Origin of the sequence: Myroides oncorhynchi (assembly GCF_020905415.1) — a bacterium.
GTDB classification, from domain to species: domain Bacteria; phylum Bacteroidota; class Bacteroidia; order Flavobacteriales; family Flavobacteriaceae; genus Flavobacterium; species Flavobacterium oncorhynchi_A.
This window is the reverse complement of sequence record NZ_JAJJMP010000001.1, coordinates 1,761,871-1,788,436: the sequence shown is the minus strand read 5'-3', so window position 1 is coordinate 1,788,436 and position 26,566 is coordinate 1,761,871. Positions and strand designations below refer to the sequence as shown.

Sequence of the window (26,566 nt, the reverse complement as noted above, 5' to 3'; positions counted from 1 at the left end):
ATTAGTTGTTCGCTTTCTTTACAGGAACATAATCCAGTACTAATCTTTGATTTTTATTAAGGTACTTCTTCGCTACATCGCGTATCTCTTCTCTTGTGATGCTTCTGTAGATATCAATATTGCTATTGATCAAGTTTACATCTCCGTATAACAAATAGTAAGAAGCTAAATTCTCAGCTAAACCTTCCACATTCGAATTTGAATCCACATATTGTTTTTCAAAAATATTCTGAAGTTTTTGGAAATCTCTTTCTGAAATCAATTCAGTTTGTAATTTTAATATCTCATCATCAATCTCATTTACTAAAGCCTCAGAAGCAACTCCTTGCATCGGGATACCGTAAATAAAATACATTCCATAATCCTCTTGACTAAAGCTAAATGATGCCATTTCTAACGCCATTTTCTTCTGGTCTACTACTTTTTTATACAATCTAGAACTTTTACCGCTAGATAAAATAGACGAAATCATATCTAAAACACGAGCTTCACGAGACTTCATAGAAGGCGTACGATATGCTTCTACTACCATCGGAAGTTGGATATTAGGATCTTGGAATTCTGCTTTTAATTCTTTAGTAATAGGAGCTTCTTCAAATTTATTTTTTACCACAGGTGTACCTTTAGCAATAGGTCCGAAATACTGTTTGATCCAATTCTTAGCTTGGTCCTTCTCGAAATCACCCGCTACTACTAATACAGCATTATTAGGGATGTAGAACTTCTTGTTAAAAGCTAAAAATTCATCTAATGTAGCAGCATCTAAGTGATCCATAGATCCAATAGGAGCCCAACGATAAGGGTGGTTCGTAAACAAGTTTTTCTTTACCTCTGTAATTAATTGCCCATAAGGTTGATTATCAACACGCAATCTCTTTTCCTCTTTTACAACCTCATTTTGAGTAGTCACTCCTATTTGGTTTATAATAGGATGCATTAATCGCTCAGATTCCATCCAAAGTCCCAGCTCTAAATTATTAGAAGGAAACACTTCATAATAATAAGTACGATCATCAGAAGTATTGGCATTATTCTTACCACCATTAGAGGTAACTATCTTAAACCATTCCCCACGCTCAATATTCTTAGTCCCTTCGAATAATAAATGTTCAAAAAAGTGAGCAAATCCAGTTCTATCAGGATTCTCGTCTTTAGCTCCCACATGATACATTACAGATGTAACAACAACTGGAGCAGATTTGTCTTGGTGCAAAATAACGTGTAATCCGTTATCTAAAGTGTACTGGTCGAATTCCACTTTTTGAGCTAAGGCAGATACTCCGAAGAATAATGAGCCTAGAACCAATAAAGATTTTTTCATTCTACAATAATTTGAAATTAGGTTATAACCTAATAAGTAGCTACATTTTAGATTATGTTACAGTATTTCTAAAATATTTTCAAATTTTATTAAATAAATAATCAAGTCCCTCACAAAAATGACAAACTACGTCATCGATAAATAAAACTTATACCACTAGTCATACCTACCTAAAAAGGATATCAACCACTATTAATCATTCCTGCTCCTACCTAAGCGAACTTTATAGAATAACAATATATCAGAACTAACTCATTTACACCAAAATAGAAATAAAAAATATTCTAAATGGAAGATATAAAACTTTTGTAAATGAGAAAATAAATGTATATTTGCACCCTTAATAAACATTTTAATTTTTTGTTATGTACGCAATCGTAGAGATAGCAGGGCAACAATTCAAAGTTAGCAAAGATCAAAAAGTGTATGTACACCGTTTGGCATCAGAAGAAGGAACAAAAGTTACTTTTGACAAAGTTCTTTTAGTTGATGACAACAACAACATCACTCTTGGCGCCCCAGCTATAGAAGGTGCTTCTGTGGAAGCTAAAGTTTTACAACACCTACAAGGTGATAAAGTAATTGTCTTCAAAAAGAAAAGAAGAAAAGGTTACAAAAAGAAAAACGGACACAGACAAGCTTTAACTCAAATTGTTATCGAAGGTATCAATGTAGGAGGAGCTAAGAAAAAAGCAACTAAAAAAGAGGCAGCGGAAGCAGCTGAGTAATTAACAGACTAAATTTAAGACGTCATGGCACATAAAAAAGGTGTAGGTAGTTCTAAGAATGGTAGAGAATCAGAATCAAAACGTTTAGGCGTTAAGATTTATGGTGGTCAAGCAGCTATCGCTGGGAATATCATCGTTAGACAAAGAGGTTCTAAGCACAATGCTGGTGAAAACGTTTACATGGGAAAAGATCATACTTTACATGCAAAAGTTGCTGGTGTAGTTAAATTCCAAAAGAAAAGAGATAACAAATCTTTTGTTTCTATTATTCCTTTTGAAGCTTAAGAATCATCATATTTGTTCGTATTAATACAAACAAATAGAAAACATAAGAAAAGACGCTATATTATATATAGCGTCTTTTTTTTGTATATATACGTCGTCTCCCTACAAAATTTTATTCTCTACTTTTTACAAACATATCAGTTTAATAACTATAAGCATGTATTACATCCTTAAAATCAATTACTATTCAATTATAAAAAGTCTTAATTAAGAATAAATTAAAAAAAACACAATCCAAACAAAACACACAAACACCAAACAAACAGGTAGTTAAGATTATTATTTAGATATATTATAAATAATTATTGTAGAATTAGATATTTTATTTACATTTGTTCTAAATAATTAAACGATATAACTATTTAAAAACATGAAAAAATTACTTTTACTTTTTGCTATTACAGCATTTTTAATGACGAGTTGTTCTAGTGATGATAATACACCTATTAGACCTGAGATTAAAGATCAGGTAGAGGTAGGTAAAGAATCACCAATACTAGGTGAATATTCATTTAATCATGCTGGTAATCCTATTCCGTTTCATTTTGAAAAACAAATAATCACTATGAAAATGTCAGGTATGGCAGGAAGTGGTCAAGATGATGCTGTATATGATGTAATTACTACATATAAAAATGAGGCAGGTGTACTAAAAACCGTAGCAAAAAATAAAGAGACAAGTGAGTACAAAGCTTTCTTCTTTAGAGAAATAAAAGATGACAAAAGTGAGTTCATGTTCAATATGGACTTAACTGCTAAAACAGAAATAGAGGCAATCAAAGCTGCTTATCCAGCTAAAGATATTATAGTTGAGCATGATAAAGGTCAATTTGGTTGGTTACCTATGAAAAAAGGAGCTATAGTAGAACCAACTAAACTACCTATTAATGGCTTATACACATTTGAAGATCAAGGTCATAAATACACTTATACCTTCTCTGATGAAGTAGTAAACTTTAATAGTGGATTCTCAGCATATGACATGACTGTAATAGCTCATAATAAGAATACTAATAAGATCCTGCTGGAGGGTAAAGATGAATCAGTAAAAGGTAGATTCTATGTTATACAACTTAAAAATATTAATGGTAAACTTGTTGAAATAGCTCGTACAACTTACTTAGCAGAAGAAAAAGCAAAAGCTGAAGGAGAATTCGCATCAAGTACTCCATTAAAAGATAATAAAGGAGAGAAAGAAGCTTCATATAACAGATACCAAAAAGATACAGAGGCAATATTCGGTGTCCTAGATGGTACATATACAACTGAAGCAGTAAATAACGGATTAGGATTCTATAAATTCGTAATAGGTCAAGGTAATGATGCCTTCTTAATGCTTGGTAACTTTGGAAAAGAAGGAGACCCCATGACAGAAGGTGCAAAACTAACTCTTAAAAAAGTATATAGTAAAGAAGCAGATGGTCAAATCATATATGAAATAAAAAAAGCTGAGGGATACTACTCTGGTAGAACAGGGCAATTCTTAACTGTATATGTAAAAGACATTGCTAATGATGGTTCTAAAGCAACTTTTGCAATAGCAACAAAAGATGGATCTAATTCAATATCAGGTTCAAAAGGTGATGTAATTGGTAAAACTAAAGAAGAAGCTATCGCTATCAAAGCTCCTGAATCTAACAACGTTTTTGTTCCAGCAACAGGAATGATGAAATATGCACACTTATGGATGCAGACTACAAGAGAGTAATTTAATTTCACAGATATTTTAAGCTAAAAAAGAGGTTATAGTATAATACTATAACCTCTTTTTATTTTTATAAGATAAACTATTTATCGTTTCCTTTAATCATATTATACAACTCTAATGCCTTACCATCTGTAAGCATTGAGATGAAGTGGCATATGGTCATTAAACGCACATAAACACTATCACTCTCTATTCTATACTTATCTGGTAATAAAGACATAATCAATAGATCATACTGACTCTCCTCTCCATAATACACGTTATTAACTGCTGTAGTGAACGCTTCTAATAAAGCATTAATCACTTTATACCCTACTATCTCTTTCTCTATCACCTCACGACTCTGGTAAACTTTATTAATACTGACAGATAGGATATCCTTCATTTGTGCAATATAACTACACTTTTCAGTTAACGCGAATGGATATTCCCCTTTGAGTATTTTATCTTCATTCTCCAAAAAGACTTTAGCTACATCTTGTATTAAACTACCAATAGCTAAGGCTCTTAAATAACTCACTCTATCCTCTTTCGAAGCTAGTTGTGCATAAGTCTGTGGATTAATACTATTCTGAACAATTTTAATTAAGAATTCTAAAGCGTGTTCTTCCGCTATCCAACCAAGATTAATTCCATCCTCAAAATCAGTAATGGTATAGCAAATATCATCTGCAGCCTCAACTAAATAAGTTAATGGATGTCTAAAATAAGCAATCTCACTTCTATCTGACTTTTTGATTAAACCCAATTCAGTAGCCATATCTATGAAAGCTTCTTTATCCTCTTGAAAAAAACCATATTTCTTATCAGAGATATCCTTTGTAGGTTTTATTGGTAAGCTTTCTTTAGGATATTTCATAAAAGCCCCTAAAGTCGCATAAGAAATACGCAATCCACCTGCCATACCAGGTCGGCTCTTAGTCAAAATAGCAAAACCGTTAGCATTACCTTCGAAGTTAATCAAGTCCTCCCATTCACTATCCTTCATCTGATCTCTATATGTAGAACCAACACCTCTCTTAAAAAAATCACCTATCGCACGCTCACCTGAGTGTCCGAAAGGAGGATTACCTATATCATGTGCTAAAGATGCCGCCGCTATAATAGCTCCAAAATCGTTTACAGTATAACCATACTCTTCTGCTAAGTAAGTATATTTATTTAATAGACTTGACCCAACTATTCTTCCTAATGAACGCCCTACTACAGATACCTCCAAACTATGCGTAAGTCTGGTATGAACAAAGTTCGTCTTAGACAGAGGGATAACTTGTGTTTTATCTTGTAAGCTTCTAAATGGCGATGAAAAGATGATTCTATCATAGTCCACCTCAAAACCAATACGAGTTTCTAGTTCGTCTAATCTATTTCTAACAAAAGTATCACCATACTTCTTTAGTGATAGTAACTTTTCCCATTTCATCATAAGCAATTGGTCAACTAATTATTCTGATTAGCCTCAAGCAATAATTGGCTATTTATAATATTATCTTTTACTGTTTTAAATACATGATTCTTAGCCTCAGCATAAGAAACCTCATATAACCTATTAATCTTACAGTATTCTGCTGGATACTCCTTTAATAACTTATCGTAATAAAAATCTAAAGCTTCCTTATTAGGAGCAGTATATTCTAGTTGTAATTCAAAACGTCTAACTAGCGCTTCATCTATCATGTGTATTTGATTCGTTGCCGCCATTAAAATAGACTTTTGCGGTAGATTATCTATCAATTGCAAGATAGCATTTACCACGCGTTTCATTTCACTATTATCTTTATTGTCATAATCGCGTATCTGCCCTAGCGAATCAAATTCATCGAAAAATAATACAGAACTTTCATACTGTATCTCCTTAAACAAACTTTCAATATTCTTAGCAGTTTCACCTAATTTAGAAGAAACAATAGTCGCTAAATTAACAATGATAAGTTTCTTATCCAAGTATTTAGCAATAGCCTTCGCTGTCATTGTTTTTCCACAACCAGTCTTCCCATACAGAAGTATCTTATTACTTACTGGTAGGTTATACTTCATAAGTACCTCACGATACTTATATTCCTTTAAAAACTGGGTGATTTCTGCCTTGACATTATCGTTAAACATAACATCATCTAGAGAAATTTTAGTGCGATCTATATAAAATAAAGAACTCATAGATTGAAAATAATTGAGTGTTGTTAGCTAACAAATATACCGCTAATAATCGTCAGATTACTCCTCCAGAATACAGAAAAACAACACTAATACAGTTCGCTAATACAATTAATAATAGTTAGCACGGATAGTAATCTCATATAAAGTCATCCCTCCATTTCTATTTCTATAAAAATCATAATGATTAGAACGAGTCTGAGTCCCCTCTACTTCTTTAATATTTAATTGAAAAACAGGAAATTCTTTACCTTTCCACACCCCCTCTTTATTTAGATAACTATTTTTATCCTTATCCTCCATAAGTTCAGTATCAACAGTAACAATCCAATCATCTACATCATACACTAACTTATAACCTGTAGAATCATTACTATTAGCAAGTTCAAAAGCTTTAGTCACTAGATCTTTCTGAGTAGTTAACATCTCATGTTTGTCATAGACTATGTAGTCTCCTACATTCTCATTCTTAACCTCGATATTCACTTTTACATTATCCGATAAGTAATCCTTCCAATTATCATTTAATGTACTAGGCAGAAACTCCTCTTTCACAAATAATTCAAAATATTTAACTAAATCGACAAAATTGTAACATTTACCATTTATCCCCTTAAAAGCCATGTAATAACTATCTAGTATAGGTTCGTCTGTAATAGTCAAACTATACATATCTAAATTGTTATTGGGAATTATCATATCCTCTATCAATATATCTCCTTTTGTGTTTAACAAAAAAGTAGTTCCACCAAGTAAAACATCATGTCTATCTCCATTTGCTCCAATATTGTCCTTCACACCTCCCTCTAATGCATATAACATTCCGTTGTGTACTCTTGTCATTGCAGAATATATAGGTGGTATTACAACCATTCCTCTATCATTATAAAGCCCTATTAACTCACTCTTTTGATCACTAAAGCGAATAAAGTTTTCACTAGCGTAATCAGGTGCTGCTACGTCATAATAATACACATTATCTATGCGTAAATCTTCTCCATTATCTTGTCTGATTAAATAGTATATATCAAAACCATCATCTGTATCCTCTACAAAAGACCGAATACGATTACTATCTTCTACAATCTTTATATTAAAAGGATATTCGGCATTCCCTTCATTCCAATACTTAACACCTAAAAACACAATCACTCCTATAACCAATAATGTCCCTGTAATGGACAATACTTTCCTCATAAAATTTTATTTAACAGTAAATATAAAGATTATGGACGAAATTCAAACTAGTTTGAGGCAGCCTACTTAGAACAAAAAAAGAGTGCGATATAAATATCACACTCTTCATTTGTTCTTTTATAAGAATACATCTTGCTATTAATTATCACTTTTCTCTTCACTTGCTAAGAAAAACTTAACTGACTTCTTAGGATAAGCATCTCTACTTTTTCCGCTTGGGTTAGCTACAGCAGTCTTCAAACTAATTAAATCACCTAATTTAAAGTTTGCTTCTGTATATTGATAATCTAATAAATAAGGTCCACAGAAATAATTGCCTTGAGCATCTTTCTCTATTATTCCTTTATATATTCCTTCTTTCGTTTCCTTAGCCATAATACTACATTAATTAAAGTACAAAGATACAACACTAATTGTCAATTTTTCAACTTACAAAAAATGAGACACAAAAAAAAGGTAGCCCTAAACGGACTACCTTCATATATTATCATAAAACAAATTCCATTAAGAACCACACATTTCACAATCTTCATCATTATTTGAAGCTTCTCTTGCACGCTGAAGCATCGCTTGATACTCACTTACAGATACCTGTTCTACTTCCTGGATAGCACTAACAGCTTCCTTCTTTTCATTATTCAATGTGAATTTGATCGCATCTACCGCAGACTTGGTACGCAAATAATACATACCTGTCTTTAATCCAGACTTCCACGCGTAGAAATGCATAGAAGTTAACTTAGCAAATGTAGCTCCTTCCATAAACAAGTTTAATGACTGAGACTGATCGATAAAATATCCACGTTCACGTGACATATCTATAATATCTTTCATACTAAGCTCCCATACAGTTTTATACAACTCTTTAATATCAGTAGGTATAAAATCAATGTGTTGAATAGATCCATTAGCACGCATTATCTCTTGCTTTAAGTCTTCATTCCATAGACCTAAATCTACTAAGTCTTTTAACAAGTGCTTATTCACAATGATAAACTCTCCTGATAATACACGTCTAGTATAAATATTAGAAGTATATGGTTCGAATGCTTCATTATTACCTAATATCTGTGAAGTAGACGCTGTTGGCATTGGTGCTAATAATAGAGAATTTCTCACTCCACTAGCCATTACTTCTTTTCTCAATGAAGCCCAGTCCCATCTTCCACTCAACTCTTCGTCTTTTACTCCCCACATATTGTATTGAAACTCTCCTTTAGAAATAGGAGATCCTTCAAATGTAGAATAAGTTCCCTCCTCTTTAGCCATCTCATTAGAAGCTGTTAAAGCAGCGAAGTATATCGTTTCGAATATTTCTTGATTTAGTTTCTTAGCTTCAGGACTAGTAAAAGGCATTCTCAACAAGATAAAAGCATCGGCTAATCCTTGCACTCCTAATCCTACTGGCCTATGACGCATATTAGAATTATAAGCCTCCTGTACAGGATAGTAATTTCTATCTATAACACGATTTAGGTTACGTGTAATACGCTTCGTTACATCAAATAAGAACTCATGGTTAAACTTTCCATTCTCAACAAACATTGGTAACGAGATAGACGCTAGATTACATACTGCTACTTCATCTGGAGAAGTATACTCCATAATCTCAGTACATAAATTAGAAGATCTGATTACTCCTAAGTTCTTTTGGTTAGACTTAGCATTAGCTGCATCTTTATATAACATATACGGTGTACCTGTCTCTATCTGAGCTTCAAGTACAGCTTCCCATAATTCTCTTGCTTTAATTGTACGACGACCTTTACCCTCGTTTTCGTACTTTAAATATAATTGTTCGAAATCATCGCCATAAACATCACATAGACCTGGACATTCATTAGGACACATAAGTGTCCATTTATCATCTGTCTCTACGCGTTTCATAAACAAATCATTGATCCAAAGAGCTAAGAACAAATCACGCGCACGCATTTCTTCCTTACCGTGATTCTTTCTCAAATCAATAAAGTCAAATATATCTGCATGCCATGGTTCTAAATAGATCGCAAAACTTCCTTTACGCTTACCTCCACCTTGATCTACATATCTTGCCGTATCATTATAAACACGTAACATTGGTACAATTCCGTTAGAAGTACCATTCGTCCCTCTAATATAAGAACCTGTAGCACGTACATTATGTATAGAAAGACCTATACCTCCAGCAGACTGAGAGATCTTAGCAGTTTGTTTTAAAGTATCGTATATTCCATCTATACTATCATCTTGCATCGTTAATAAGAAACAAGAAGACATCTGAGGTTTTGGAGTACCTGAGTTAAATAGAGTCGGCGTAGCATGTGTAAAGAACTTCTTTGACATTAATTCATACGTTTCGATAACTGAATCAATATCATCTAAGTGAATACCAACTGCCACACGCATAAGCATATGCTGTGGACGCTCGACAATCTTTCCATTTAAACGCAATAAATAAGAGCGTTCTAGTGTCTTAAATCCAAAGTAATCATAATTAAAATCACGTTGATAGATAATAGTTGAATCAAGTCTTTCTGCGTGTTTTTTAATCACAGTATAGACATCATCTGCGATAAGTGGTGCTTCCTGATTAGTACGTGGATTTACATATCTATATAAATCATCTACTACTTCAGAAAAGACCTTCTTTGTATTCTTATGTAAATTAGATACTGCTATTCTAGCAGCTAACAAAGCATAATCAGGATGACTAACGGTCATTGAAGCAGCTGTTTCTGCTGCCAAATTATCTAACTCAGAAGTAGATACTCCATCGTATAATCCTTCTATAACACGCATAGCTACCTTCACAGGATCTACTATGTCATTTAGTTCATAACAAAGTATTCTAACGCGATCTGTAATCTTATCAAAACTAACAGGTTCTCTTCTTCCGTCTCTTTTTACTACGTACATCTTTTCTTTTTCCTTTTTTTGTTAATAATTAAAAATCAGCATCAAAACTAATCTTATTACCACCTTCTTCTTTTGAAATCACCCCTGCCTTTTGATATTCAGACACACGTTTTTCGAAGAAATTAGTCTTACCTTGTAGAGAAATCATATCCATAAAGTCAAATGGATTTCCTACATTATACTCTTTCTCACACCCTAACTCTACTAATAATCTATCTGTAACAAACTCTAGATATTGGGTCATCAATGTAGCATTCATCCCAATCAAACTTACTGGTAAAGACTCTGTAATAAACTCTCTTTCGATATCTAAGGCATCTACTAATATTTCTCTAATACGGGCTTTAGGAACTTTATTTACTAAGTGATGGTTATGTAAGTGAACTGCGAAGTCACAGTGTACACCTTCATCTCTAGAGATTAACTCATTTGAGAATGTAAGTCCTGGCATTAAACCGCGCTTCTTCAACCAGAAGATTGAACAGAACGCACCTGAGAAGAAAATACCTTCTACAGCTGCAAAAGCTATTAAACGCTCTGCAAATGAATCAGATTCTATCCATTTCAATGCCCAATCTGCTTTCTTCATAATAGCAGGAAATACATCTAAAGCTCTAAATAGTCTATCTTTTTCCTCTTCATTTTTCACATAGGTATCAATCAATAAAGAATATGTCTCGCTGTGAATATTCTCCATCATAATTTGGAATCCATAGAAAAACTTAGCTTCAGCATATTGTACCTCATTCACGAAGTTCTCTGCTAAATTTTCATTTACAATACCGTCAGAAGCGGCAAAGAAAGCAAGAATATGTTTAATAAAATAACGTTCATCTTCGTTTAATTTATTATTCCAATCTGATAAATCCTGGTGTAAATCAATTTCCTCTGCTGTCCAAAAACTTGCTTCCATTTTTTTATACCAATCCCAAATGTCATGGTGCTTAATTGGAAAAATAACAAAACGATTTTTATTCTCTGTTAAAATAGGTTCTTGAAAAGTCATAGCAATTTGAATATAAATATTTTATAAAAAACTCACAATCCGCGAACGGACTTATACAAATATCCTTTTTTTTATCCCATAGAAAAATCCTTTTACACATGACTTATTCACAATTACCAAAAGTTATCAACAATTATCACCTAGTACTTAGAAATACATAATTAATTAAATATCAACCAAATACACAGTCCTAAATAAAACTCAAAACACGTATAACCCTAGCAACATCAAGGCTTTAAGCTACTATATAACACTAAAACTTAAGCACAAAAAAACGGCAACTATCTATAGTTGCCGTTGATATATTTAAAACTTTAAACTACTAAAGTTCAAATGCTTTTTTAGGATTGTTATCTAATAATAACTCAGTTGGGTTTTCTAAAGCCTCTTTAATAGCTACTAAGAAACCAACAGACTCACGACCATCGATAATTCTGTGGTCATAAGATAATGCCACATACATCATTGGGTGAATCTCTACTCTACCTTCTACTGCGATAGGACGCTCGATAATATTGTGCATACCTAAGATAGCAGACTGAGGAGGGTTAATGATAGGAGTAGATAACATAGAGCCAAATACACCACCATTCGTAATAGTAAATGTACCACCTGTCATTTCATCAACAGTGATTTGTCCATCACGTGCTCTGATAGCTAAACGTTTGATTTCAGCTTCAACACCACGGAAAGATAATAACTCAGCATTTCTTACTACTGGTACCATTAGCCCCTTAGGTCCTGATACAGCAATAGAAATATCTGCGAAGTCATATTTGATTTGCTCTTGACCATCGATCATAGAGTTTACATCTGGATACAACTCTAATGCACGAGTTACAGCTTTAGTAAAGAAAGACATAAATCCAAGACCTACACCATGCTTTGCTTTAAACGCATCTTTAAACTCGCTTCTTAATTTGTTTACGTTAGTTAAATTAACCTCATTAAAAGTAGTTAACATAGCAGTCGTATTTTTAGCTTCTACTAAACGTTCAGCTACTTTACGACGTAACATAGACATCTTTTTACGCTCTTCTCCTCTAGAACCTCCTGTTGGAGTTCCCATAGATGCTTTTGCGTTAACAGCATCATCTTTAGTGATTCTACCATCTTTACCAGTACCTGTTACAGTAGCAGCGCTGATGTTTTTCTCATCTAAGATTTTCTTAGCAGCTGGAGATGCACTTCCAGTAGCATAAGTAGTTGCAGCTTTTACAGGTTCAGCTTTAGGAGCTTCCACTTTAGGAGCTTCAGCAGCTGGTTTAGCCTCCGTAGAAGCGCCTCCTGCAGGTTTTGCAGCGCTCATATCGATTAGACAAACTACTTGACCTACAGCAACAGCGTCACCTTCTTCTGCTTTTAAAGTGATTATACCACTTTCTTCAGCTGGCAATTCTAAAGTTGCTTTATCTGAATCTACTTCAGCAATAGCTTGGTCTTTTTCAACGTAGTCACCATCTTTTACTAACCATGTAGCGATTTCAACTTCAGTAATTGACTCACCTGGCGAAGGAACTTTCATTTCTAAGATGCTCATCTCTATATCCTTTAATTAAATATTGTTATGTAAAAATACTATTTTTATTATAAATTCTTGTTGAAAACTTTTTCAACTGCGTAAGCGTAACGTTTTTTAGAACGAACTGAACTTCCAGATGCAGGAGCACTATAAGCTCTATTACCTGCATAACGTAGGGGTTTCTCTTCAAAGTTCATCAATAAATATCCGTAAGCTCCCATGTTTTTAGGTTCTTCTTGAGCCCATACATAGTCATCTACATTAGGATACATAGCGATTACTTCTTTGATTTGTTCTACTGGTAAAGGGAATAATTGTTCTATTCGCACAATTGCAACATCATTTCTACCTAACTCTTCGCGTTTAGCTACTAAGTCATAATAGAATTTACCACTACAGAATACTAATGACTTAACATCCGCTGGTTTAGCAGTATCGTCACCGATTACATACTGGAATTTACCTTCTGTAAAATCTTTAATAGAAGATACAGCAGCAGGAAGTCTTAATAAACTCTTAGGAGACATATTAATCAATGGCTTTCTAAAGTCAGTAATCATTTGTCTTCTCATTAAGTGGAAGAAGTTAGCTGGTGTAGTAACATTAGTAACGAACATATTATTCTCGGCGCATAACTGTAAATAACGCTCTAATCTAGCAGAAGAGTGTTCAGCACCTTGGTTCTCGTAACCGTGAGGTAATAACATCACGATACCATTTTGGTTATTCCACTTATCTTCAGCTGCAGATATATATTGGTCCATCATAATCTGAGCTCCGTTAGAGAAATCTCCAAACTGTGCTTCCCAGATAGTTAATGTATTAGGATTAGTTAAAGCATATCCATATTCAAAACCTAATACAGCATACTCAGCTAAAAGAGAGTTAAATATCCTCATTTCTCCTTTTTGCTCTTTCAGTTTATTTAATAAAATAATAAGTTCTTCTGTATCCTCAGTTTTTACTACAGCATGTCTATGAGAGAATGTACCACGTTCTACATCTTGTCCAGACATACGCACATCATACCCTTCTGTCAATAAAGTACCATAAGCTAACAACTCACCCATTGCCCAGTCTAAAGCATCTTTTTCAAAGAACATTGCTTTTCTGTCTCCAATAAGCTTTTTAACTTTGCTAATGAATTTTTTATCCTCTGGTAATTCAGTGATTACTTCTGCAATAGCAGTAAGTGCCTCTTTTGAAACTTTAGTATTATAATCAGCCACCATTTTGTCGCGACCAGCAATGTTAAAGCCTTGCCAGTTCTCTTCCATAAATGTTCTCACACGTGTAAATTCACATGCACGAGACGTGCTTAATTCTTGTTCTAAAGCATCTTTATATTGTGATTCTAATGACTTAACAAAAGCTTCATCTACAATTTTATCATCTAATAATCTCGCGCTATAAATATTACGTGAGTTAGGGTGTTTAGAGATTAACTTGTATAATATTGGTTGAGTGAATTTTGGTTCATCTCCTTCGTTGTGTCCATATTTACGGTAACCAACTAAGTCAATAAATACATCAGTACCAAACTCCATACGGTAATCTAACGCAAACATAAATGCTCTAACTGCAGCTTCAGTATCATCTGCATTAACATGCAATACAGGTGATTGAGTTACCTTAGCAATATCTGTAGAGTAAGTAGAAGAACGACCATCAGAATAGTTAGTCGTAAAACCAACTTGATTGTTTAATACTATATGTATAGTACCTTCAGTTTTATACCCTCTAAGTTTTGCCATCTGTACGATTTCATAAACAATTCCTTGTCCTGATATCGCAGCATCACCATGAAGGGCAATAGGCAATACTTTAGATGGTTCTGCAGCATAAACAGTATCTTGTTTTGCTCGTGCTATACCTTCGATAACAGCACCTACTGTCTCTAAGTGAGATGGATTAGGTGTTAAGTTAACATGCATTACTTTTCCAGAACGAGTTTTACGAGTTGTAGTAAGACCTAAATGGTACTTAACATCACCATCAAAACCTTCGATAGCATCATAATCTTTACCATCAAACTCTGCAAAGATGTCTTGTGCTGGCTTTTTGAATACATTAGCCAATACATTAAGACGTCCACGGTGTGCCATCCCAACAACAATCTCTTCTACTCCTTTATCAGCAGCAGCGTCCATCATAAAATCTATAGCAGGTATTGCTGCTTCTAGACCTTCTAGTGAGAAACGTTTTTGTCCAACGTATTTCGTATTTAAGAAGTTTTCAAAAGAAACTGCCTCAATCAACTTGTGCAAGATCTCTTTTTTCTCTTCATTATTAAATTTTGCCTCTGTAGTCTCATAGTGATTTTGAATCCATTGTACAGTCGCTTCATCAACGATGTATTTATACTCAATACCTAATGTAGTACAGTAAATTTTTTCTAATCGAGCAATGATTTGCCCTAATGTAGTTGTTGGTAGTTGTATTGTCTTTGCAGCCTCAAAATTAACATTCAAATCTGCTTGAGATAGACCAAACTTCTCTAAACTCAAATCTGGATGCTCTACTTTTCTGTCTCTTAATGGGTTTGTTTTTGTCAATAAATGCCCATAAGTTCTGTAAGCGTCAATTAATTTTAATACAGCAAACTCCTTTTGAAGTTGCCCTAACTGCGCTGAACTATCTACACCAACACTATTACTTGACGTATAAGCTTGTGCTAATTGCTCAACAGGCCCACTATTGTATTCATTTGCAAAATCAAATCCCTGAAAAAAAGCTCTCCAGCTTGGCTCTACGCTATCTGGGCTTTCTGTATACTGATCATATAAATCTGCAAAAAATGCAGTGTGTGCCGCATTTAAGAAGGAATATCTATCCATAATTTCGTCTAAAGACCTTTTGTTTAAATATTATATCTACAAAAATACAACTCTTTATGACAAAACTATAAACTTTTGCTTATTTTTATCTGATAATTATTTTATAAAATTGGAATGAAAAGATTTAACATCAACTATTTACCGTTTTTTTTATCAATATCGTTTTTTTTAGCGACCTCTTTTTCTATTCTTGCACAAGATAGAGGAAATACTGTTCAAAATTATGATTCTGCTAATAAATGGAAATTCGGTGGAGGCCTTGGATTAGGCTTTGGAAGTGGTTATACTGATATTATGATAGCACCTAGTGCACTATATCAAGTGAATCCTTATTTTTCAGCAGGTGTAGGTCTACAAGGGAGTTATATCAGCAGCAAAAACAGAAGCTATTACAACTCTAGCATCAAAGAATACAACTCTTGGATATATGGAGGTAGTATTATAGCACTATCTAATCCTATCCCTCAGATTCAGCTATCTGCTGAACTTGAACAGTTAAGAGTAAACAATACTTATAAATATCACGAAGGCCAAAAATATGATGACAATTTTTGGAATACTGCTTTGTTCTTAGGTGTAGGATATAGTCAAGGTCCTGTGACTATTGGTATTCGATATAATGTTCTTTATAAAGAGAAAGATATGGTCTATGGAAGTGCATACATGCCTTTTGTAAGATTCTACTTTTAATCATACTTTCCATATACAAACAAAGCACCTTATTAAGGTGCTTTGTTTGTATAAAGACTACATCTGTTACAACGTACTCCTAATATATACTTTTTGATATTCTCTCTTTAACACTAAAAAAGTCACCTGTTGTAAATAATCTTCAATATCTGTACTCTGTATCGCCTTTACATCTTTCTCTGCTATATCTATTCTATAAAGTAAACTTGAAAACTTAGATACAGATGTTTTAGTCACTATATTATATAGCTCACTATAGACTTCATGGACTAACTTAGCAGGTGTGTCCGCATATAAAGTAATAGATGTGTCTACTGCCATTCGAAAATCTTTTTCTACTTGTCGAACTAACTCACCCAGCAGATTATACTCTCCTACTTTATTTTCTAAATAAGATACAGCCTCTGTCATCACTATCTGATTATACGCGTCTATCCATTAATTCGTGGCTAAACGTACGCAATTGCTCTTTCTTTTCCTCTGCAATATCCATTTGATCCAAAATAGCAAGTGCCTTTAATGTATACTCTTCTATTAGATCTTTTGATTCTTTAGCAGATCCAGTCTCTACGAATAACTCCTTTACTCTTTTCACTTTATCTTCAGCATTTTGATCAACACTAGAAAAGTATGCAACCAATTCATCGTGTTGAGTATCATCCGCATTCATCACAGCTTTTAAGTATAAAAATGTCTTTTTATTCTCTAAGATATCACCACCCACTTGTTTACCAAAGGTAGCTGTCTCACCGAATGCGTCTAAGTAATCATCTTGTAACTGAAACGCTATACCTAGATTAATACCAAAGTCATATATATCCTCTGCATTCTTAGTACTCGTCTCAGCTACGATAGCCCCCATCTTAAGAGCAGCACCTACTAATACAGCAGTTTTAAACTTAATCATTTGGATGTATTCAGGAATACTCACATCATTTCTATTTTCAAAACAGATATCCCATTGCTGTCCTTCACATACCTCAATAGCCGTTTTACTAAACAACTTCGCTAAGTCGCGAAAAGTATTATTCTCATAATGCTCAAAATACTGATAAGCTAAGATTAGCATAGCATCTCCTGATAAGATAGCAGTATTTGTATTCCATTTTTCATGCACTGTCTGATGACCTCTACGCAGTGGCGCATCATCCATAATATCATCATGCATTAATGAGAAGTTGTGAAACAACTCAATAGCTGTTGCCGCATGGATAGCTTTCTTTGGATCTATACCAAAGATATCAGCTGACATTAATGTTAACACAGGACGAATCTGTTTTCCCCCTAATGATAATATATATGAAATAGGTTCGTAAAGTTCCTTTGGAGTACCTGATAAAGAAATCGAATCGATAAATTCAGAAATCTGCTCTTTATACTTAACTATTGATTGCATTACTTTAATTATTTTGTGTAAAAATACGTGTTTTTTTCGAAGATAATCATTCATCCTCCCTTTTTAAACGCTTATCATTAATGATCCGCACCTGTTATCATTATGTTTATCTACCTACAGCCAACTTCCCTTCTCTATAATTCAATTCTTAAAATACCACTAATATGGTATTGATACCTCAACCAAATCCCCTTATACTTGCATTAATAACAATAAACATTCTCTTATGATCTCACTAGGTATGATAGGGCCTATCGGCATTATTACTATAATCAGCACATATACACTACTAACATTATACAGTATAATACACCTATTTAGAAATAAGAAATTTCAAGGTCTTGAACACGCCTTAATCATCCTATTTATTCTTGCCCTACCTATACTAGGTAGTAGTATCTATCTCTATTCCCAAAGAAGCAATACTCAGTAGTTATTTCTTACTCACTTCCATTTTCTCTACTATGTGCTCGAAGGTAAAAGAAAGTGAACTCGTTTTCTTGCGTTTATAGACCTTAATCATAATCTTTTCCACAGGATACGAATAAGCAATATACACTTTATCCCTTCCTTCTTGATGAACGCCGTTATGCACTAATCTAGTATCACCTTTTCTACTAATCTCACGAATCACTTTATTGTCCTCAGACACACCATATACAAGCACATAATGTTCACTATCATAAGGCAACTCTAACATTATCTCAGTATCTTCTCTTTTTAGCAACTTCACTTCTCCTATATTAGTAACCAACAGAGGTTCCTTGCTACTTATCAAATAAGTATGACTACTAGGTACTGCTACTGTTCCGTTATAAACAATAGATCTTACAGGCTTGTGTACTAAAAAACCAAAAACATTCATATCATCCCCTTGTATCTCCCCTATCTTTTGCTCTAGTCTTATTATTTTATCACGATCCTCTTCTAAATTACTTTTCCACTTACCTCCTTTTATTTTTACTAGATTGGGGGTAATATAATACCCTACCGCATCCTCATAAGTTCCATCTACATAGTTGATTTTAGAAGGCACTATAACAGGCAACCACTCAGGGTTATCAAAGAAGTAACGAGCATCTGGAATACCTAACGCTTGATGCAACTCCATTCTTCGTTTTTGAAACTTTGCAACCATTCCGAATAAACTATCTGACTGTACTTCCGTCTCTATCCCTGCATAAAACAAACTTAGAGCTTGTTCCTTCTCCTTTGGTTTTAAATCTATTAACTTCCAATCAATATCTCCTTCATTTACTACCAGTACCTCATCGCTCTGCTCTAATCCATTAGTCCAATTATCATCTATACGCACTTCATCATCTTTACAACTAACGCAAAGTACCAACACCAACAATAAGGTAACTAATACATTTTTACACATCTTTACAATATTTTATTATTAAAACAATATTTTCAATATATATAACCTTAAAAAACAATGTTTTATTACAACTATTTAACAATTAGAACACGCTTTACACATTACCCCATCATATAAACAAACAACAATGCCTTTACTTCTTTCAATGACAAATCAACAACTATCCTACCTCATTAACACATAACTGTTAAGCTACCGAACACTTCTGTACAGTTAACACCATACCTCCTACTGTTGTGTGCCAACATAACGCAATAAATATCTACAATCTACATCCACAATACTATGGGCATATTACTATACGCCCCGCAACGCACATCCATCATCTATGTCATGCTGAAGAATGAAGCATCTCACATATAACTCTATCCAGCATATAAGATAGGACAATATCTAGCGTGTCACAAATAGTACTACCACAAAAACTACATTTAGAATATAAATAGTACACACAACCAACTATATAAAACAAATTACGTTAAAGGTAGTAATTATATTCAAAAATTTTAACACTTAAAAACAACCTAAAAGATTCCTGAGAAAAGTGAATAACGTCATAGATATTAAATACCTAAAGAATTAACTAACAATGATAGAACAATGATGATAGTATGATGGCATAATGGTCGCATTAAAAAAGGTCAAAACTATGCGACCACTATGCGAGCATTATGCGACCACTCTGTCTCGTTCTTGTCTCGTCCTACCATAACTGTACAGTTTTTTCAGGACGGGTCACCTAATATTCAACACATTAAACTCAATGATAAATAACCAAAATCTACAATTTATACTAACCTAACACCTATATATCCATTCAATTCCTAAAGGGTTTTAAGTGTAACATTAACAGACTATAAAAATGACATATTGGAAACTTTCAAAAAAACAATCTTTTTAAAAAAACTATAACTGTTCAAAAGTTTCCAAAACCAAACACAATTAACACCATTAAAAATAATACTTAACAACAAGTAAAGAAACTCCACGAACAGTTAAAGTTTCCATAATTAATAAATAAACTCAGAAACCCTAAAAGTTTCCATACTATATTTGCCTATCAAAATTACAAATCAATGGATACTCAAATATTAGAAAAAGCAACTCAAATGTTCCTTACTCAAGGATTCAAAACTGTAACGATGGACGATATCGCATCGGAACTTAGTATTTCAAAAAAAACCATTTATCAACATTTCACTTCTAAGCCAGAATTAATAGAGAAAGCATTAGCTAATATTAATGCGAAATTCTTACAGCAGATAGAACAGACTTTAAAACTAGATCAAGAGGCAATCCCAGAAATAGTAGCTGCTCACAATGATATTAATGATGTTTTCTTAGTAGATTTTCCAGGTTGTTTCTATCAATTAACTAAGTATTATCCTAAGTTGGCGCAGAAACAAAAAGTTTTTCACGAAAAAAAATACGTGAAATTAATTGAGAAAAACTTAGACAAGGGAATACGTGAAGGAGTGTATAGATCTGATATAGATGTAGACTACATCGCTAGGTTTCACATTGCTTCCATTGTTGCTGTTGAGGATCTTGATTACTTTCCAGAATCAGATTATTCACATGCAGATGTACACGCCTTACATTTAGAATATCATATTAGAAGTATAGCTACCGAAAAAGGCTTAAAAATATATAAAGATCTAATCCAGAACAAAAAACAATGAAAACGATAAAGATCACGCTATTAGCACTAATCTCAACTTTTATCGCTCATGCTCAAGAGGCTCTTACACTTAAAGATGCTTTAAATTTTGCTTTAGAACACAAAGCAGAAGCAAAACAAGCGACTCTAGATATAGAGAATAGCCAGTATCAAATAGAAGAAGTGAGAGCCAATGCTTTACCTCGTATAGATATAGAAGCTAATCTGCTCAATAACGTAAAAATCCAAGAGATGCCACTGACTATGGGCGGACAGACACAGATGATTCCTTTTAATTTAAAGTGGAACTCTAACATATCGGCTACTGCTTCTCAGGTACTGTTTAACCAAGCTGTATTCATGGGACTTAAAGCAGCTAGATCAGCTAAGGAATTTTATATTATTAATAAGACACTAACTGATGAGCAGATTATAGAGAAAGTAGCGAGTACCTATTATCAAGTCTATCAAACTAAGGCAATGTTAAGAACGATAGAGACGACTATAGAGAGCACTACTAAGATTAAGGATATTATAGAGAATCTACATAAAAATGGATTGGCAACTCAGATAGATCTAGACCGTACTAAGGTGAGCCTTAGCAACATAAAAGCAACAAGACAGAAAATTATTAATGCAATAGACCTACAAGAGAATGCCTTAAAGTTCTTTATGGGTATGGATGTCAATACGCCTATTATTATGCCTGAAACTACTTTTAATGTAAATGAAAAGGGAATTCTAGCAGAAAACAGAATAGAGAACAGAACAGAGATTCACTTACTAGAGAAGCAAAAAGACTTACTTGAATATAAGAGAAAATCAATAGTTGCAGACTATTATCCATCATTAGCAGCATTCGGCAACTTCGCTTATCAGGGAATGGGAGATAAATTTCCTTGGGGAGGTTCACCCGCAGATAAAGTATATTGGACTAATACCTCAGCAGTAGGTCTACAATTAAAAATACCTGTGTTAAGTGGATTTGCTACTCGCTCTAAAGTTAGACAGGTAGTAATCGAACAAAAGAAAGTAGATGTACAGATACACGATACTAAACAGGCATTATCCCTAGACTTTAGTAATGCACAGAAATCTCTAGAGAATGCGATGATTACGATAGATATTCAGAAAGACAATGTCAGTCTTGCGAAAAGCATCCTGTCTAATATTCAAAATAACTATAAGCATGGGCTAGCCACATTAACTGACTTGCTTAATGCTGAGAATGCTTATACTGAAGCAGAAAATAACTATACTACCTCGATGCTAGATTATAAACTAGCAGAGATACAATTAGTAAAAGCACAAGGAGAACTTAAATCGTTATTAGATTAATCTAACATCATAAGAATATGAAAAAAGTAATTACAGCCCTAGTACTAGTTGTTTTAGTAGGAGGTCTTATCTATATATTATCAAGTAATAAAGCGAAGAACGATCAAGAAACAGCTATCGTAGCAGAACGCAGTGCAGAAGTAACTGTAAGAGCTGAGCAAGCGAAATTACAAGTGTATGACGCTACTTACAAAGCTAATGGTAATTTCATACCAGAACAAGAGGTAACCATCTCTGCAGAGACTCCAGGTCGTATCAACAAACTATTAGTAGATGAAGGTACACGTGTACATAAAGGTCAGGTCATCGCAATAGTAAATAGCGATCAAATCAATGTTCAAATCCAAAATGCGGAGGCTACTCTGGCTACGGCTAAAGCTGACGCTACCCGTTTTGAAAGTGCATTTAAAACTGGTGGAGTAACTCAACAACAACTTGACCAAGTACGCCTAATGCTTAAAAATGCGGAGGCTAATCTAAAGTCTGCGCGCATCACAGCTGCTGATGCGAATGTAAAAGCACCTATCAATGGTATTATCAATAAGAAACACGTAGAACTAGGGTCATTCGTAGCACCAGGTGCTCCTCTATTTGATTTGGTAAACGTAGCACAACTTAAGCTAAGAGTGAATGTAGATGAAAGCCACGTAGCTAATCTTAAAGAAGGGGATATCATCACGGTTAAGGCAAGTGTACTACCTAACGATACATTCCAAGGAAAGGTAACCTTCATAGCTCCTAAAGCTGATGCTGCGCTTAACTATCCTGTGGACTTATTAATCGCTAATAACCAAGAGAACAAATTAAGAGCGGGTATGTATGGTTCTGCTATTTTCGACGGAGAGAAAGATGCTGATACTCCTATCCTATTAGTACCACGTAATGCGTTCGTAGGAAGTGTAAGTTCTAATCTAGTCTATACCATCGTACAAGGTAAAGCTGTCTCTAAGAAAGTAGTTGCAGGTCGAAACTTCGGAGACTTCGTAGAAGTACTTGAAGGATTACAAGACGGTGAGACGGTAATCACTTCAGGACAAATCAACTTGACAGAGAACACACCAGTATCTATCATTAAATAACATCCTCTAAAACCAAAGGATCGACTTATGAAAATAGCCGAAATATCAATAAAACGTCCTAGTATCATTATAGTATTGTTTATCGCATTACTACTAGGTGGTTTATTTAGTTATAAAAATCTGAGTTACGAATTAGTTCCTAAGTTTGAAGTAAACGTAATTACAGTTGCCACAGTATATCCAGGAGCTTCACCTTCTGAGATAGAGAACACTGTGACAAAGAAAATAGAAGATGCTGTAGCCTCACTGGAGAATGTGAAGAAGGTAGAAGCGATGTCATTCGAGAGTTTATCTACCGTAATGATTTATTTAAACTCTACTGCTAATGTTGATTTATCCTTAAATGATGCACAGCGTAAGATTAATGCTATCCTTAAGGATTTACCTAAAGATGTAGATCCTCCTTCACTACAAAAGTATTCACTGAGTGACTTGCCTATCTTGACACTGAGTATCACAAGTGACTTAACAGAAAAAGAACTATATGATTTATTAGATAAGAAGATACAACCTATATTCTCTCGTGTAAACGGGGTAGCTAAGGTAGAGCTTATTGGGGGTGAAGAAAGACAGATACAAGTCCTTCTTGATCCTAAGAAATTAGAAGCATACGGATTAAGTGTACCGATGGTACAGCAGATCATCTTAGGCTCTAACTTAGACTTCCCTACAGGTAATGTCAAGTCTAAAGACAAACAAACGATTATCCGTCTAGAGGGAAAATATAAGAACGTACAAGAGATGCGTGACTTAGTAATAGCATCTCAAGGAGGTATAGATATACGCTTAGGCGATGTAGCAGATGTACAAGATGGCATTAAAGAAATTGAGAAAATCGCACGTCTTAATCAGAAATCGACTATCTTAATGCAAGTTATCAAACAGTCTGATGCCAATGCAGTAACAGTAAGTGAGCTGACTCACGAAACAATCAAAGAGGTAGAGAACAACTATAAAGATCAAAACATAAACATTAAAGTAGCAAACGATTCGTCTGAGTTTACCTTAGAGGCGGCTAATGCAGTGATGTTTGACTTGTTCTTAGCGATTGTATTAGTGGCATTCGTAATGTTATTCTTCTTACACAGTTTTAGAAATGCGATTATCGTAATGGTAGCGATTCCCTTATCATTGATTGCCACATTCATTGGGATATATTTATTAGGGTATACCTTGAATTTATTGAGTCTTCTAGCGCTATCACTGGTAGTGGGAATCTTAGTTGATGACGCCATCGTGGTTATCGAGAACATTCACCGCCATATGGAGATGGGTAAAAATAAAGTACGTGCTTCTTATGATGGAGCGAAAGAAATCGGATTTACAGTTACTGCGATTACATTAGTTATCGTAGTAGTATTCTTACCTATCGCGATGTCATCAGGTCTAGTGCCGAATATCATTAAACAGTTCTGTGTTACAGTAATTATAGCTACTTTATTATCACTATTAGTATCATTTACCATAGTACCTTGGTTATTCTCTAGATATGGACGTATCGAGGTAATTAAGCCATCTACATTCTTTGGTAAGATTATACACGGTTTTGAGAAGGGATTAAATGCGTTCACACATACGATATCTAATCTCTTAGTATGGTCGTTAAACTCTACTAAGAACACTATTATCGTGATCATCATCGTAGCCTTATCATTCTTTGGTTCGATAGCGTTGTTGCCGATGGGATATATCGGAGCAGAGTTCTTCCCTAAGACAGATAAGGGAGAATTCTTAGTACAATTAGAATTAGATAAAGACGCTTCACTTCAGCAGACAAATAAAGTAACTCAAAAGGTAGAAGACTTCTTAGGTACTAAACCAGAGGTAGTAGATATGATCACCACAGTAGGGCAGTCTTCTGAGGGGTATGGAGGAGCACAGGCTACTAAATACAAATCTGAGATACACGTTATCTTAACAGATAAGAAGCAACGTAAGGAGAACTCATTCGTCTATGCTGCAAAGTTAAAGAACGAGTTGACACCGCTTATTGCAGATGCTAAAATAAAGACTGTTCCAGTAGGGTTAATCGGAGCTGAAGAAGCACCACTAGCATTAACAGTGACAGGTGCTACCTTAGACGATGCGATGGACTTTGCCATCCATGCGAAAGAGTTATTAGATAAGATACCAGGGACTATGGAGACTAAGTTAACGACTGAGACAGGTAGTCCTGAGATTAATGTACAAGTGAACCGTGATAAGATGGCTGCATTAGGCCTAGATATGTACACTGTGGGTATGACGATGCAGACTGCGTTTAATGGAAATAAAGATGGTAAATTTAGAGCAGGTGAGTATGAATATGACATCAACATCAGATTCCAAGAATATGCGAGAACAACTATAGATGACGTAAAAGAAATTAGCTTCAAGAATAACGTAGGGCAAGACATTAAACTAGCCCAATTCGCCGATATTAAATACAGTTCAGGACCTTCTATCTTAGAACGTAGAGATAAAAGCCCTTCTGTAACCATAAAATCTCAAACGATAGGTCGTGCTCCAGGAGCAATAGCAGAAGAGTGGGTACCTCAGTTCGAAACTTTAAAAATGAAACCAGGTGTAAAATATCTATGGACTGGTACAATGGAAGATCAAGAAGAAGGATTCGGGACATTAGGAGTAGCCTTATTAGCAGCTATTATATTAGTATATCTAGTCATGGTAGCCTTGTATGACAGCTTCTCTAAGCCTTTTATCGTTATCTTCTCCGTGCCCTTATCATTCATTGGAGCCTTATTAGCACTGGCTATCGCTAATATATCACTGAATATATTCACAATATTAGGGATCATTATGCTAATCGGTCTGGTGTGCAAGAATGCCATTCTACTAGTAGATTTCGCTAATCACAGAGTACAGGCAGGAGATAGTGTACACGATGCGTTAATCGCGGCTAACCATGCACGTCTTCGCCCTATCTTAATGACAACTATCGCAATGGTTATAGGAATGGTACCTATTGCTCTAGCAAGTGGTGCTGGTGCTGAGATGAATAACGGGTTAGCAGTAGTCATCATCGGAGGGCTATTATCTTCCTTATTATTAACCTTAGTGATTGTTCCTATTATATACTCAATATTTGATAAAATAGGTAATCGCTTTGGAAAGAAAGAAAAGCTAAATTATGAACACTTGATGAATGCCGATTACGATTATAATGAAGGGTTCATAGATGAGTTCACTTCTAAAAACATAAACAACAAATAGAATTACATAATAGAACAACAACCAAATGCAATGGGGTGAGATAGATGTCTCACCCTTTTTTGTATCTCGAAATTACGGAAATGCTTATTATTAACTCTTGACTTTATTAATCTATATTAACTCTCATCTAATCCCAAATCATTACTTTTA

20 protein-coding genes are annotated in these 26,566 nt (G+C 34.3%); 8 read left to right on the top strand and 12 right to left on the bottom strand.

What is annotated here, in order from left to right:
• Nucleotide 1 precedes the first annotated feature (1 nt).
• A complete protein-coding gene (locus LNQ81_RS07940; RefSeq protein ID WP_229945712.1) occupies nucleotides 2-1,321 on the bottom strand; it encodes a M16 family metallopeptidase in 1,320 nt (439 codons plus the stop codon).
• A 365-nt stretch (nucleotides 1,322-1,686) separates the two neighbouring features.
• Between LNQ81_RS07940 and rplU the strand changes: the two genes are divergently transcribed.
• From rplU to LNQ81_RS07925, 3 genes are all read left to right on the top strand, one after another.
• Nucleotides 1,687-2,049, top strand: a complete 363-nt coding sequence (gene rplU, locus LNQ81_RS07935; RefSeq protein ID WP_229945709.1) for a 50S ribosomal protein L21 — start codon at nucleotides 1,687-1,689, stop codon at nucleotides 2,047-2,049.
• A gap of 24 nt (nucleotides 2,050-2,073) precedes the next feature.
• Entirely contained in the window at nucleotides 2,074-2,334 is a 261-nt protein-coding gene (rpmA, locus tag LNQ81_RS07930; protein ID WP_229945707.1) for a 50S ribosomal protein L27, read from the top strand.
• A gap of 370 nt (nucleotides 2,335-2,704) precedes the next feature.
• Nucleotides 2,705-4,042 carry a hypothetical protein gene (locus tag LNQ81_RS07925; RefSeq protein ID WP_229945703.1) on the top strand — a complete coding sequence of 446 codons (1,338 nt, stop codon included), beginning with the start codon at nucleotides 2,705-2,707 and terminating at the stop codon, nucleotides 4,040-4,042.
• 79 nt (nucleotides 4,043-4,121) lie between these two features.
• Here the strand turns inward: LNQ81_RS07925 and dgt are convergent, their stop codons facing one another.
• The 8 genes from dgt to LNQ81_RS07885 all read right to left on the bottom strand — a co-directional run bounded on the left by dgt (nucleotide 4,122) and on the right by LNQ81_RS07885 (nucleotide 15,656).
• Complete coding sequence (gene dgt / locus LNQ81_RS07920; protein ID WP_229945700.1) at nucleotides 4,122-5,468, bottom strand: dGTP triphosphohydrolase; 1,347 nt, start codon at nucleotides 5,466-5,468, stop codon at nucleotides 4,122-4,124.
• 14 nt (nucleotides 5,469-5,482) lie between these two features.
• A complete protein-coding gene (locus LNQ81_RS07915) occupies nucleotides 5,483-6,199 on the bottom strand; it encodes an AAA family ATPase (RefSeq protein ID WP_229945698.1) in 717 nt (238 codons plus the stop codon).
• A gap of 108 nt (nucleotides 6,200-6,307) precedes the next feature.
• Nucleotides 6,308-7,393 (bottom strand): hypothetical protein, encoded by a 1,086-nt coding sequence (locus LNQ81_RS07910; protein ID WP_229945697.1) that lies wholly within the window; start codon nucleotides 7,391-7,393, stop codon nucleotides 6,308-6,310.
• A 138-nt stretch (nucleotides 7,394-7,531) separates the two neighbouring features.
• A complete protein-coding gene (locus LNQ81_RS07905; protein WP_229945695.1) occupies nucleotides 7,532-7,768 on the bottom strand; it encodes a hypothetical protein in 237 nt (78 codons plus the stop codon).
• Between the two features lie 129 nt (nucleotides 7,769-7,897).
• Nucleotides 7,898-10,291, bottom strand: coding sequence for a ribonucleoside-diphosphate reductase subunit alpha (locus LNQ81_RS07900; RefSeq protein ID WP_229945693.1), 2,394 nt, complete (start codon nucleotides 10,289-10,291; stop codon nucleotides 7,898-7,900).
• Nucleotides 10,292-10,319: 28 nt separating this feature from the next.
• Complete coding sequence (locus LNQ81_RS07895; RefSeq protein WP_229945691.1) at nucleotides 10,320-11,297, bottom strand: ribonucleotide-diphosphate reductase subunit beta; 978 nt, start codon at nucleotides 11,295-11,297, stop codon at nucleotides 10,320-10,322.
• 322 nt (nucleotides 11,298-11,619) lie between these two features.
• Complete coding sequence (gene odhB, locus LNQ81_RS07890) at nucleotides 11,620-12,837, bottom strand: 2-oxoglutarate dehydrogenase complex dihydrolipoyllysine-residue succinyltransferase (protein ID WP_229945690.1); 1,218 nt, start codon at nucleotides 12,835-12,837, stop codon at nucleotides 11,620-11,622.
• Between the two features lie 47 nt (nucleotides 12,838-12,884).
• The gene (locus LNQ81_RS07885) at nucleotides 12,885-15,656 is read right to left on the bottom strand and encodes a 2-oxoglutarate dehydrogenase E1 component (RefSeq protein WP_229945687.1); all 2,772 of its coding nucleotides are present in this window, start codon (nucleotides 15,654-15,656) and stop codon (nucleotides 12,885-12,887) included.
• 114 nt (nucleotides 15,657-15,770) lie between these two features.
• Between LNQ81_RS07885 and LNQ81_RS07880 the strand changes: the two genes are divergently transcribed.
• Nucleotides 15,771-16,346 (top strand): hypothetical protein, encoded by a 576-nt coding sequence (locus LNQ81_RS07880; RefSeq protein ID WP_229945685.1) that lies wholly within the window; start codon nucleotides 15,771-15,773, stop codon nucleotides 16,344-16,346.
• A 66-nt stretch (nucleotides 16,347-16,412) separates the two neighbouring features.
• On the opposite strand, the gene LNQ81_RS07875 is transcribed toward LNQ81_RS07880, so the two are convergent.
• The 3 genes from LNQ81_RS07875 to LNQ81_RS07865 all read right to left on the bottom strand — a co-directional run bounded on the left by LNQ81_RS07875 (nucleotide 16,413) and on the right by LNQ81_RS07865 (nucleotide 19,126).
• Complete coding sequence (locus tag LNQ81_RS07875) at nucleotides 16,413-16,757, bottom strand: hypothetical protein (protein WP_229945682.1); 345 nt, start codon at nucleotides 16,755-16,757, stop codon at nucleotides 16,413-16,415.
• A gap of 10 nt (nucleotides 16,758-16,767) precedes the next feature.
• Nucleotides 16,768-17,742 (bottom strand): polyprenyl synthetase family protein, encoded by a 975-nt coding sequence (locus tag LNQ81_RS07870; protein ID WP_229945680.1) that lies wholly within the window; start codon nucleotides 17,740-17,742, stop codon nucleotides 16,768-16,770.
• A gap of 433 nt (nucleotides 17,743-18,175) precedes the next feature.
• Nucleotides 18,176-19,126 carry a hypothetical protein gene (locus LNQ81_RS07865; RefSeq protein ID WP_229945677.1) on the bottom strand — a complete coding sequence of 317 codons (951 nt, stop codon included), beginning with the start codon at nucleotides 19,124-19,126 and terminating at the stop codon, nucleotides 18,176-18,178.
• A 1,076-nt stretch (nucleotides 19,127-20,202) separates the two neighbouring features.
• Between LNQ81_RS07865 and LNQ81_RS07860 the strand changes: the two genes are divergently transcribed.
• Genes LNQ81_RS07860 through LNQ81_RS07845 form a run of 4 tightly spaced genes read left to right on the top strand, consistent with a single transcriptional unit; the run spans nucleotide 20,203 to nucleotide 26,416 of the window.
• Nucleotides 20,203-20,808, top strand: coding sequence for a TetR/AcrR family transcriptional regulator (locus LNQ81_RS07860; protein ID WP_229945675.1), 606 nt, complete (start codon nucleotides 20,203-20,205; stop codon nucleotides 20,806-20,808).
• A complete protein-coding gene (locus tag LNQ81_RS07855; protein ID WP_229945674.1) occupies nucleotides 20,805-22,124 on the top strand; it encodes a TolC family protein in 1,320 nt (439 codons plus the stop codon). Before LNQ81_RS07860 ends, LNQ81_RS07855 begins: the two co-directional genes overlap by 4 nt.
• A 17-nt stretch (nucleotides 22,125-22,141) precedes the next feature.
• Nucleotides 22,142-23,203 (top strand): efflux RND transporter periplasmic adaptor subunit, encoded by a 1,062-nt coding sequence (locus LNQ81_RS07850; RefSeq protein WP_229945672.1) that lies wholly within the window; start codon nucleotides 22,142-22,144, stop codon nucleotides 23,201-23,203.
• 27 nt (nucleotides 23,204-23,230) lie between these two features.
• Nucleotides 23,231-26,416, top strand: a complete 3,186-nt coding sequence (locus LNQ81_RS07845; RefSeq protein WP_229945670.1) for an efflux RND transporter permease subunit — start codon at nucleotides 23,231-23,233, stop codon at nucleotides 26,414-26,416.
• Nucleotides 26,417-26,566: the final 150 nt, after the last annotated feature.